The organism is Chitinophaga sp. W3I9, from assembly GCF_050434025.1.
Lineage (GTDB): Bacteria > Bacteroidota > Bacteroidia > Chitinophagales > Chitinophagaceae > Chitinophaga.
This window is the reverse complement of the sequence record NZ_JBNPWC010000001.1, coordinates 6,546,131-6,558,756: the sequence shown is the minus strand read 5'-3', so window position 1 is coordinate 6,558,756 and position 12,626 is coordinate 6,546,131. Positions and strand designations below refer to the sequence as shown.

Annotated in this window: 7 protein-coding genes; all 7 read left to right on the top strand. The window is 50.1% G+C overall.

All coding sequences use genetic code 11. From position 1 onward, the window contains the following. Positions 1 to 164: 164 nt before the first annotated feature. Genes QFZ51_RS26635 through QFZ51_RS26605 form a run of 7 tightly spaced genes read left to right on the top strand, consistent with a single transcriptional unit; the run spans position 165 to position 12,622 of the window. The gene (locus QFZ51_RS26635) at positions 165 to 1,874 is read left to right on the top strand and encodes a RagB/SusD family nutrient uptake outer membrane protein (protein WP_429050466.1); all 1,710 of its coding nucleotides are present in this window, start codon (positions 165 to 167) and stop codon (positions 1,872 to 1,874) included. An 11-nt stretch (positions 1,875 to 1,885) separates the two neighbouring features. Beyond that, positions 1,886 to 2,323, top strand: a complete 438-nt coding sequence (locus QFZ51_RS26630; protein ID WP_429050465.1) for a DUF5004 domain-containing protein — start codon at positions 1,886 to 1,888, stop codon at positions 2,321 to 2,323. Positions 2,324 to 2,344: 21 nt separating this feature from the next. Then, complete coding sequence (locus QFZ51_RS26625; RefSeq protein ID WP_429050464.1) at positions 2,345 to 3,304, top strand: DUF4961 domain-containing protein; 960 nt, start codon at positions 2,345 to 2,347, stop codon at positions 3,302 to 3,304. A 2-nt stretch (positions 3,305 to 3,306) separates the two neighbouring features. Continuing rightward, complete coding sequence (locus QFZ51_RS26620; protein ID WP_429050463.1) at positions 3,307 to 6,387, top strand: SusC/RagA family TonB-linked outer membrane protein; 3,081 nt, start codon at positions 3,307 to 3,309, stop codon at positions 6,385 to 6,387. Between the two features lie 22 nt (positions 6,388 to 6,409). Continuing rightward, a complete protein-coding gene (locus QFZ51_RS26615) occupies positions 6,410 to 8,116 on the top strand; it encodes a RagB/SusD family nutrient uptake outer membrane protein (protein ID WP_429050462.1) in 1,707 nt (568 codons plus the stop codon). A gap of 36 nt (positions 8,117 to 8,152) precedes the next feature. Further along, positions 8,153 to 11,215 carry a SusC/RagA family TonB-linked outer membrane protein gene (locus tag QFZ51_RS26610; RefSeq protein ID WP_429050461.1) on the top strand — a complete coding sequence of 1,021 codons (3,063 nt, stop codon included), beginning with the start codon at positions 8,153 to 8,155 and terminating at the stop codon, positions 11,213 to 11,215. 6 nt (positions 11,216 to 11,221) lie between these two features. Then, a complete protein-coding gene (locus tag QFZ51_RS26605; protein ID WP_429050460.1) occupies positions 11,222 to 12,622 on the top strand; it encodes a DUF5005 domain-containing protein in 1,401 nt (466 codons plus the stop codon). The last annotated feature ends 4 nt before the right edge of the window (positions 12,623 to 12,626 follow it).

Below are 12,626 nucleotides of genomic sequence, written 5' to 3'. Positions count from 1 at the left end.
AGGGTCTTTTTAAGGTGTCATACCATAGGGACAAACCGTAACCAATCAAAAAAGATCCCGCATCATAGGCCACTGTAGAAGACCGCTTTTACAGAACAGGCGATGTCATGCCACGTATGTAAATTTTTATCACCAAAAGCTGGATGCTAACACGTATTAACGTTATGAAAATGAAATTTGCGTTCACTGCTCCTGTATGCCTGTGCATAGGAATTTTTACCCTCGCTTCCTGCGGTAAAAAGAACTTCCTGGATCAGACGGAAACGACTAACCTGAACGAGCAAACGGTATTTGCCGACAGCGCCCGCACCGTCGCTTTCCTCACCAACATTTATGTCGACATTGGCTTTGCGGAAAACGCTACCCGCTTTGGCAACGGCGGCCTCGATGCCTCCTGCGATGAAGCGGAACCACAGAAATCTGCCACGGTGACCACCTCCATTCAATTTGCCACCGGTACCGTCAATCCTTCTATCATCAGCGCCGACGCCTGGAACCTGCCCTATACCAATATCCGCAGGGTAAACCAGCTGCTGAAGCACCTGCCCGGCTCACCCATCCCGTCGTTTATCCGCAACGTGATGGCCGCGGAAGCACGCTTCCTGAGAGCATGGTATTATGCCGATCTGCTGAAACATTATGGAGGTGTTCCGCTGCTGGGCGACTCTGTGTATAAGGTGGAAGATAAGATCCCCGCGGTGCGCAACTCCTATAAAGAGTGCGTGGACTACATCATATCTGAATGCGATGCAGCCGCCGCTGTATTACCACTCGTGCGGATTCGCGAAGATTACGGCCGCGCCAGCGGAGGCGCTGCTATGGCGCTGAAAGCAAGGGTGCTGCTGTATGCCGCCAGCCCGCTCTTCAATGGTGGCGGTATCAATCCGCAGGAGGCGCCTACAGGGTACCCCGACAATGTTCCGGGACGCTGGAAGCTCGCCGCCGATGCCGCTGCTGCCGTAATGAACACCGCTGCTTATTCTTTGAATGAAGATAATACCACTGCTCCAGGTTATGGCTTTTATAAATTATTTACCCTTCGGGTGAACCCGGAGTATATCTTCGCCAGGATGCAGGGCGGCAACCGTGAACTCGAAAGCGCCTGGCAACCGCCATCGCGGAACGGCGCCCAGGGAGGCTTCCCTTACCAGGGATTTGTAGACGCCTTCGGCATGGCAAACGGTAAACCTATTACCGATCCTTCATCAGGTTACAACGCAGCCGATCCATACAGCAATCGTGATCCACGACTGGCCTATTCCGTCATCCGCGACCAAACGCCACTGATACAAAACACCGGCCTGAAAGAACCGGTCAATATTTTTCTCGGCCCCGATGGCAAAGGCGTAAGCCAGGATGCGGTACATGCCGGAACACCCACAGGTTACTACACCAATAAAATGCTCGATGAAAATATTGCCGCCAACTTTATACACGGCTCGCAACGCTGTTTTCCGCTGATGCGCTATGCAGAAGTTCTGCTAAACTTCGCGGAAGCACAAAACGAATATGCAGGCCCGGTGCAGGAAGTATACAATGCGGTGGAACTGGTACGTAAACGCGCAGGACTATCGCCGTATGAATTGCCGGCAGCACTTACAAAAGAACAAATGAGAGAGGTCATCCACGCGGAAAGGAGAGTGGAACTGGCATTTGAAGGCCACCGCTTCTGGGATGTAAGAAGATGGAAGATCGCCCCGCAAACAGAAAATAAACAAATGACCGGCATGGAAGTGAAACGCAACGGCGCGAACGTTACCTATACCATCTTCCCCGTACGCAAACACAATTTCCGCGAAGCCATGTACCTGTGGGCCATCCCGCAGGGAGAAACCGCGAAATCGCCTGAATTAAAACAAAATCCATCCTGGTAAAAAGCAACATTATGAAATCAAGATTCCAGATATGTTTACTGATGCCAATACTGGTACTCATCATCAACTCCTGTCACCGCAGTGAAATACTGGTGCCCGAGCCGGTGAAAGATATTGCAGGCGAATGGCGCATCGTTAAAGCAGTGCGCAATGGCGTGGATATCACTACACTAACGGACTTCACAAAGTTCAGGATACGCTTCACCGCCGATCTTCAATATACCATTGAAAATCCATTGCCTTTCGTGGTCAGTAAAAACGGCAGCTACGCACTGGATGATCCCAAATATCCTTTCCGGATCAGCTTCAGTCAAACGGGCGTCAGCAGCCCGGTCAACACCACCTTCACTTACCCGGTGGTAAACGGAAAACGGAACATCAACTTTTCGTTCAGTCCTGGCTGCACCGCTAACACATACGACTACACACTCGAAAGATTGCATCCCTGATCCAACACAACATAACACGTTATGAAAAAATATACATACGGTATCATCCTGTTCCTCTTACTGCTGGCTGGTTGCGTATTCCTCGACGGGGTGGACGAGCCCTCTGCTGCTAAAGCAGGAGAGAACATCACCATCACCATGCATAACCGGATCGATGTAGCCGACGGCGGCCGCACCGGCGTAAGACTGATCATTGGTTTCCTGGCGCCTAAAAACTGGGCGGCAGCAGCCAATTCAACGATTACCTATACCACCACTTCCTATGGCAACGGTAAAATGGTGCCGGTGCCTTCGTCTGTTCTCGTCGGCGGCCTGTCATGGCCGGCGGCACTGAAAAACAGGTTCGGCATGGGCGGCAACTATATGACAGACAACCTCGAATGGGTAGTGTTCTGGACAGATCAGGCCTATAATGTACCACAAGGCGTTAAAGATAAGATCGATGTTACCATGGTGATCAAACCAGGTCCGGAAAATGTACAGTTTAAAACCGGCTACTTCCTTGGCACCAGCAGCGATGGACTCAGCGATGTATTTGGTTCCAACAATGTATACAAAAGCATGTTCAAAGATTGCTTCTCCATCACGGATGGTCAGGGCGATCTCATCGACTTCTGCAATCCGCAGATAGCGGCGGTAAGCCCCGGCGTGGCCACCGACAATGACTTCCTCACCCTGAGCTTCGACCCGGATGTAGTGTCTACAGCGCTCAATGGCGTAAGCAACATTTATCTCTGCGCAAAAGGATATACCAGCGATGGACATATCCTCGAAGCCTGCACGCAAACGGAAAGCTCAAAACTGAAAAGCTATACCGGTAATAAATCTGCTATCACCATCTGGCCCCGCGCATATTTTAACATGCAGGAAGGACAAACGCTGGAGAAGATCGAATACTTTTTTACAGATGCTACCGGCACGGTGAAAGTAGGATTTAGCAATACCACTGCCCCTTTTGTGTACACCTTCAAATGTCAATAACAATGGCTCACAGCTACATCAATAAATATATTTCAGCCCTTGCCTGTTGTGTACTTGCGGTTTGCGCGAATGCACAGGCACAGCAAACCGGTATCATCTCCGGCCGGCTGATAGATAACTATGGCCAGCCACTTGCAGGGGCGGCCATCTCTGTAAAAAATACCGGCGACACTGCCAGCAGCAATACCAACGGCGCATTCAGTATCCATGCGGCCCTGAACAGCACGCTGGTTATCCAATATCCCGGTTACAAGGCAATAGAACAAAAAATACACGATACCACCGCGCTCACACTGCGCATGGACGAACTATTTATCCCTTTACCCCAACGTATTCCCGTACTCTATGGAGAAGCCTCCCCGAAAAGTTCGGTAGGCGCCATCGGTACGGTATACACCAATCAATTGTCTACCACACCGGCTACCTTGTTTGCCTACGCATTACCAGGCCGCTTGGCAGGATTGTATACCCAGCAGGTAAGCGGCTTCCGGAACCCGGGCACAGGTAACAACTTCGATGTAGATATCTTTATCGGGAACATTCCCCGGCCAGGCGCATCGGAACCCAATGATAATACAGAAATGAATCTGTCGTTGCGCGGGCAGGTACCGGTAACAATCGTAGACGGAATACAGCGGGATGTGTTTTCCATCGATCCTGAAAATATAGAATCGATTTCAGTGCTGAAAGATGGATTGTCTACCATCATGCTCGGTCAGCGCAGCTCCCGCGGGGTATTACTGGTCACCACCAAACGCGCCCGCGCCGGCAAACCACGCGTATCCTTTACTGCACAAACAGGCATCCAGCAATCTCTCAGCCAGCCAAAGCCTTTGCCGGCATGGCAGTATGCTTACCTGCTGAACGAAGCCCTGCAGAACGATGGCAAAGCGCCGCTGTACAAGGAATCCGACTTTATCGCCTTCCGCGATCATACAAAACCTTACACCAACCCGGACGTAAATTGGTATAACACCATCCTGCGCGATAACGCTCCTATGTCCCGCTACAACCTCAACATCAACGGCGGCGGTAATGTAGCCCGGTATTCCGTGTCACTGAATTATACCGGTCAACAGGGTATATTCAAAACTTCTTCTGATAATAACTATAACACCAACGCAGGATTAAAGCGCTACCTGATCAATACCGACGTAGACATTGACGTTACACGAAACTTCAATGTGGGCATGCAGCTCTTTGGCCGCCTGCAGGAAGGAACGCAACCGGGCGCCGGAACTAATAACATATTGGGAAACCTCCTCGGAACACCGAACGGCGCTTATCCCGTTTACAATCCCAACGGCAGCTGGGGCGGTACCAGTAACCTCACCAGCAACCTCCTGTCGCAAACCATTAACAGCGGCTATATACAGGATAACAGCAAAGATGTGATGGCAAATGTAAATTTGCAGTATAATCTTGGCGACTGGCTGCCCGGCCTGTCCTTAAAAGGAAAAGGCAACCTGTCTATACAATCAGCCAATGCAATAGACCGCAGTAAAAGTGACCTGGTATACCGCGTATCGATAACAGATGAAGACACGCTGTATACCAAAGCAGGTAACGCAGTGGCGCAGCAGAATAATTTCATTTCCGTTTTTAATGCGCAGTATTTCTTTGGACAGGCATCACTGAACTACGACCGACAGTTTGGTCCGCATGGCGTGAATGCCGTAGTGCTGGCCGATACGAGGCAAACCATCTTTAACTATGATCTGCCTGGTAAATCTACCAACATATCAGGTAAAGTAGCTTACAACTACGCAGGTAAATATTTCATAGAGGGCGCCCTCAACAGGAGCGGCTATAACCGCTATCTGCCGGGTAAACAATATGGCACTTTCTTCGCCGGCGGCATCGGCTGGGACCTCGCACAGGAAAACTTTCTCAAAGAAAACAACGATTGGTTAAACCAGCTGAAACTAAGAGGTACCTATGCACACACCGGCAACGGTATCGATAATTCCGGCTATTATATCTGGCGCCAGGACTTTAGCGAAGATAATGGCATTGGCGGCGGCATATACTCCCAGGGGACAGCGAGATCCGCAGGTTCCGGCTTTAAGGAGAATGGCCTGGCCAATGTGAATATCTCCTGGGAAACCGCGCGGAAAATGGATGTAGGAATGGACCTGTCGTTATTCAATAACAAATTGCAGGTAACGGCCGATTATTATCACGACCGCTACGAAAATCTCCTGCAGATACGCGGAAAAAGTATCGCCCTCTCCGGCGCCGCCTATCCCCCGGAAAATATCGGTATTAACCTCTACCAGGGCGGAGAACTCACGGTAACCTACCAGGGCAGGATAAAGGATTTTAACTATTTCGTTACTGCCAATGGAAGTATCGAAGGCACCAAAGTGGTGTTTATGGATGAACAGCGCCGCGACTACGACTGGAACAAAAGAACAGGACAGCCGGTAGGCATGCGCTTCGGTTATATAGCAGATGGCTTTTTTGCATCAGCGGAAGAAGCGGCCGGCAGCGCTACCATCGCCGGTTATAAACCACTGGCAGGCGACATACGTTACAAAGACCTGAACGGCGACGGCGTCATTAACCAGTTTGATGAAGCGCCTATCGGTACGCATAAGCCTCGTATTTATTATGGCGTTAACATCGGTTTTTCCTGGAAAGGAATAGAAGCCAGCGCATTGTTACAGGGTGTGGGTAACAGAATTAACTATGTAGATAATTTTGCCACCGAAGCAGGTTTCCAGTTTCAGAACTTCACCTACGGTCAGGCTTATGAACAGATCACCGGCCGCTGGACACCGGAAACAGCGGGTACCGCTACCTATCCGCGTTTGACTGCCGACGCGAACAACAACTACAATAAATTCAGCTCTTCTTTTTGGGTACGTAATGGTAATTACTTCCGGCTGAAAAATATAAATGTTGCTTACAATCTCCCTTACCGCTGGACAAGCCGCGTGAGGCTGGGCAGCGTAAAGGTATTTGCCAATGCACAGAATCTGTTTACACATGCTGCATACGATTTCGTTGACCCCGAAGTAGGAGTGGGAGCCTATCCCATCCAGCGGGTACTGAACACCGGTATCAACATAAAATTCTAGTCAGCCATCTAAACAACGCACCATGAAACATTTCCGCATATTGATCTTCCTGGCCGGCTGTATGACAGTCATCATCAGCTGCAGAAAAGATTACGAAGTTATTCCACTCGAAAAAGTAACCATCGAGTATGTATTTGACCAGGATGATTCACTGGGTACCTATGCCAACAAATTTCTCAACAGCATCTATTCCAAACTTCCCGGTGGCTACAACCGTGTAGGCGGCGATTTGCTCGATGCAGCCTCAGATGATGCCATCTCCGGCCTGGTAGGTACCTCCGCGGTATCACAACTTGCCACAGGTGCATTCACCTCTTATGCACCCATCACAGACGAATCGCCCTGGAACAATTGCTACGCCGCTATCCGCGCTGCCAGTCTTTTTGTTTCCAACATCGACGTGTCGCCCGTAAAGGAAAAATTACCCAACGGCGCCTCTATCCGCTACGCATGGAAAGCAGAAGCCCGTTTTATCAGGGCGCTGTTTTATTTTGAACTGCTGAAACGCTATGGCGGTATACCACTTATGGGAGATAAAGTAAGAGAGCTGGGAGATGATGTGCAGATACCGCGCAGTTCTTTCGCAGATTGCGTAAACTATATTGTAAACGAATGCAACGCCATCAAAGACAGCCTGCGTCCTAATCCCATTGTAGCGCCGGAGTTGAACAGCCACCGTGCCACCAGGGGCGCTGCACTGGCTTTAAAAGCAAGGGTGTTGCTGTATGCAGCCAGTCCCTTGTTCAACGGGCAAAATATCGAGGCCAGTAATCCGCTGACAGGTTACAGCAGTTATGATAAAGCACGCTGGAAACTGGCAGCAGATGCCGCCCGGGAACTGATCAATGAAAAGACTTTCGCGCTGGTACCCAATTTCAAAGATGTATTCATCACCCAAAACAACAGTGAGGTTATCTTCTTCCGCCAGGGGGGAAACACTACGGAAATTGAAAGTACCAACGGACCGGTAGGTTTTGCCGCGGTAGCAAGAGGGCGCACCAATCCCACCCAGGAACTGGTGGATGCCTTCCCTACCAATGCCGGGCTGGCGATCACCGATCCTGCATCAGGCTACAACTCCAATGAACCCTATGCCCGCCGCGATCCACGCCTGGCCATGAGTATCCTGTACAATGGCGCCCGCTGGCTGAATACCGAACTGCAAACATTTCAGGGCGGTCAGCACCGGCCCGGCGGCGCAGAACCCGGTACGAAAACATCTTACTATATGCGCAAGTTCATGGGCAACTTTGAAAATGCCACGCAGTACAGCAATACAAGCCACGACTGGATCATCCTGCGCTACACGGAAGTATTGCTCAATTTTGCCGAAGCAGAAAATGAATCCAACGGCCCCACTGCGGAAGTATACCAGGTGCTGAAAGATCTGCGCGCCCGTGCTGGGATTGCAGCCGGCGATAACGGCATGTATGGTCTGAAGGAAAATATGACAGCAGATGAAATGCGCAATGTAGTGCGTAACGAAAGAAGGATAGAACTGGCCTTTGAAGAACACCGCTTCTGGGATATCCGCCGCTGGAAAATTGCGCAGCAGGTATATGGAAAGGCACTGCATGGTATGAACATCATCAAGGAAGGACCTGCCTTTAGCTACAACCTGGCGGAAGTATTTAAACCGGTGTTTATTGCGCCCAAAATGTATTTGTATCCCATTCCATACGATGAAGTGGTGAAGAACGATAACATGCGCCAAAATCCGGGCTGGTAAAGTCATATTCCTTACAAGAAATTTAACTGACTGAAGATGAAAAATATTATACTGTTTCTCCTGCTGCTGGTTGCTGCACCATTTGTGGCAACAGCCCAGCAAAAAAATATAAGTGGTACGGTAAAAGACGTAAATGGGGTACTGCCCGGCGCTTCCATTTCGGAAAAAGGCGTGCCCACCAACGGCGTGATAGCTGATGCCAACGGCCGGTTCAAACTCGCCCTGAAAGGCAGTTCCCATACACTGATCGTAAAACTGATCGGGTTTTCCGCGCAGGAAGTTGACATAGCCGGTCGCGATGCGATTGACGTAGTGCTGCAATCTTCCACCCAGGGCATCGACGAAGTAGTGGTGGTAGGCTTTAACACCGCCAAACGTATCACCAGCACCGGCGCTGTAAGTGCCATTACCGGCGCTGAAATCAGGAACGTACCTACCGCTAATGTGCAGAATGCCTTGATGGGGAAACTGCCGGGATTCGTTTCACAGCAACGCTCCGGACAGCCGGGAAAGGATGCTTCCGATTTCTTTATCCGTGGCGTTAGCTCGCTCAACAGCGATGGAAATAAACCGCTGATCATTGTAGATGACATCGAATATTCCTATGATCAGCTGCAACAGATCAACGTGAATGAAATCGAAAGTATCTCTATCCTGAAAGATGCGTCCACCACGGCAATATATGGTATCAAAGGCGCCAACGGCGTACTGGTGGTGGCCACCCGCCGTGGTAAGGTGGGACTTCCGCAGGTAAACCTCCGCGTGGAATCAGGCCAGCAGTCGCCGGTGAAAACACCAAAGTTTTTGAACTCCTATGATGCGGCGACCCTTGTAAATGAAGCGTACAAAAACGATGGACTGGCGCCGAAATTTACCTCCCAGGATCTGGAACTTTTCCGCAGCGGCGCCGATCCTTACGGACACCCGGATATCAACTGGTATGATGCGGTATTCAAAAAACACGCTTACCAGGCCAATACCAACGTGGATATTTCCGGCGGTACAGAAGCTGTGAAATATTTTATCTCCGGCGGATTCCTCACCCAGAACGGCCTGGTAAAAGACTTCTCTGATCCCAGGAATGAAGTGAATACCAACTACTTCTTCCGCAGGTATAATTTCCGCTCCAACCTCGATATGCGCGCTACCAAAACGTTAACCATGCGGCTCAATCTCACCACCCGTTTCGGTGATATTAACCAGCCCCGGTCGGCCAACGTGGTATCAGAAGTATACAACTTTGAAAAAATACATCCCTACTCCGCACCTTTAATGAACCCCAACGGCAGCTACGCCTATGCCGTGGATACAAAAGATGCCTTGCCTACGCTCAATGCACGGCTGGCCAACGGTGGCTACAGCCGCACTAAAAGAACAGACTTCGATGTGCTGTACGACATCACGCAACAGCTGGATTTCCTGACGAAGGGGCTGTCGCTCACAGGCCGCATTGCATATGGAGGTATCGAACAGTATGCCAGGAATTTATTTCGCGAAGCCGAACCGCCATCGTATTATTATAACCCGGCGGATCAGTCGTACACCCTCGATCCCCGCGGCAACTACCGCCTGCAGAAATACCGGGTAACAGGTAACACAGACCTCTACAGCCGGAATGTAAATACACAGGCTTTCCTCAGCTATAACCGTATTTTCGGTGATCATACATTCAATGGGTTGGCGCTGTATAACAGGCAAAGCTATACGTCGAAGGCAGATATTCCTGCCAACTTCAGGGGCTTTTCCTTCAAGGCAGGCTACAACTATAAACAGAAATACCTGCTCGATTTCAATGGCGCCTACAATGGCTCCGACAGGTTCCAGGCGAAGAAACGCAACGGCTTCTTTCCTGCCGTGGGCGTAGGCTGGAGTATTTCGGAAGAACCATTCTTCAAACGTAACAACAGCTTTGTAAGCCTTCTGAAAGTGCGTGGATCATACGGTGTAGTAGGTTCTGATGTTACGTCAGGTAACCGTTACCTGTACCGCCAGGAATATCTCAATGGCGGCGGTTATTCTTTTGGGGAGAATGATACGCAATCCGGCTCCATCTACGAAGGCGATCTTGGCAACATGGACGTAAGCTGGGAAAAAGCAAAAAAAGCAGACGTAGGGGTCGATGTAAATCTCTTTAAAGACAAACTATCTTTTACGGTAGATTATTTCCACGATATCCGCTTCGATCAGCTGGTACGGAAAGGCTCTGTGCCCAACATGATTGGAATTGGTTACAGTCCTACCAACGTGGCCAGAACCAGTAACCAGGGCTTCGACGGGCAGATCAACTACCGGGGGAATATCCGCCAGGTAAATTTTAATACCAGCCTTGTATTCCAGTATTTCAAAAATAAAGTACTGTTTAAAGACGAAGCGCAACCCGCCTATCCCTGGCTGCGGGAAACGGGACTGCCAATCGATCAGCCATTCGGATACACCTTTATCGGTTTCTACACACCGGAAGATATCCAGAAGATCCAGGCCAATACACACGATAAACCCGCTGCACCACTCAGCGAATATCCTATACAGGCAGGCGATCTCAAATACAAAGATATCAACGGCGATGGCGTGATCGATAACAACGACCAGGGTCCCATTGGAAAACCCAACCTGGCCAGCACGGTATTGGGACTTACCCTCGGCGCCAATTACAAAGGCTTCAGTATTAACCTGCTGTTCCAGGGCTCCTTCGGATACAGCTTCAGCGTAGTGGGCACCGGTATTGAAACTTTCCAGAGCCAGTTCCAGCCTATTCACCAGCAGAGATGGACGCTGGAAAATGCTGATAAGGCGCAGTTCCCGCGGCTCACGAGCAATCCTACCACGGTAAACAGTGCGCGTACGTATATGTCGGATTTCTGGTTGATAGATGCGCGCTATGTGCGGCTGAAAACAGTGGACCTGGGCTATCAGCTGCCCAGCCGCTGGCTGCCGGGCCGGTTGAATAATACACGTGTGTACCTGAGCGCGTATAACCTGCTTACGTGGACCAACTACGATAAGTACCAGCAGGATCCCGAAGTAGCCAGCAACTCCGCCGGGGATGCCTACATCAATCAGCGCGTGATCAACCTGGGTCTCCAAATCAGCTTTAAATAATATCTTATGAACAAAATGCTATTGCTATTGATTACCGGCGGCATTTTTACTTCCTGTGTGAAGAACCCGCTGAGTGATTATCAAAGCCAGGAACGCGCCATCATTTCCTTCCGGTTACCCGAAGGCCAGGTGGGTACTTCAGAGATCATAAACGGAACAGATTCCGCCACCGTTACGGTATGGGTAGAAGACGATGTGGACCTGAGTGCCGTGAGCCCTTTGGTGATGGTATCCAAAAAAGCGACTGTGCTGCCCGCGCCGGGAGTGAAGGTGGATTTTGCTGCCAATAACAATCGTTATGCTTACCGCGTCACTTCCGAGTCCGGGGAGCAGAAGTACTGGTACGTACGCATCATGAAAAAGACAACAGCTGCCGGTCCGCGTTTGCAACTGCTGCCAAACAATGGACAGTGGAACCCGGCAGTAAGAGTATACAGCGATCTTGATTACAACGATTATCTTACCCGCTACCAGGGCTGGAACGGCGGCGATGGCTGCTATTCGGTGTTACTGCCGGATGGCCGCCTGCTATGGTCATTCCAGGATAGTTTCTTCGGGCAGGTAAGTGCGGACCGTAACCGCACCAATAACGTAATGCTGCGCAACGCTGCACACCTGCAACTGGATACTTCTTTGCAAAGCTTTGTGCAGCTAAACCCTGGTTCAGGCAGTGCGAGTCAAACCTGGATCAAATACGGCAATGCACCCGAAGACCAGGACTGGTACTGGCCCGGCGCCGGACAGGTATATAATAACAAAGTACAGATGCTGCTAAGTCATGTGAAGAAAACCGGCAGCGGCACCTGGGATTTTGCACACGTAAGCACAGACCTCGCCATCTTCGATTTGCCCTCCATGCAGCTGAACCAGCTGATCCAGGATAAGGATACGCTCAGCAACTACAGCGCCGGCAGCATGAAAGCGCCGGATGGCTATACGTATATGTACAGTACGGAGAATGGTTTTCTCACCTCTTCTATGTATGTGGCCCGCGCAGCAAATCATGATCTTAACGGCGCATGGGAATATTACAACGGAACAGGGTGGAGTACTACACCGGTGAAATATAATGTTTGTAATGACATCAGTCAGCCGAACGTGTTTTATAAGAATGGTAAATACTACCTCGTATCGCAGCAAATTATTTTCGGACTGGATATCTATATTCTGGAATCAAATACGCCGGTAGGACCGTGGACGAATAAACGGACACTGTACCATATCCCGGATCAATACAGCGTAGGTTTCATCAGTTATAATTCATTTGTGCACCATGCACTGAGCAGGGAAGGGGAGCTGGTGATTTCTTACAATATCAACCCCACTGATTTTTCCACCAACTTCAACAGTCCCGGTAGTGCCGACAGGTACAGGCCGTATTTTGTACGGGTATTCAATTGGCAATAGCAAA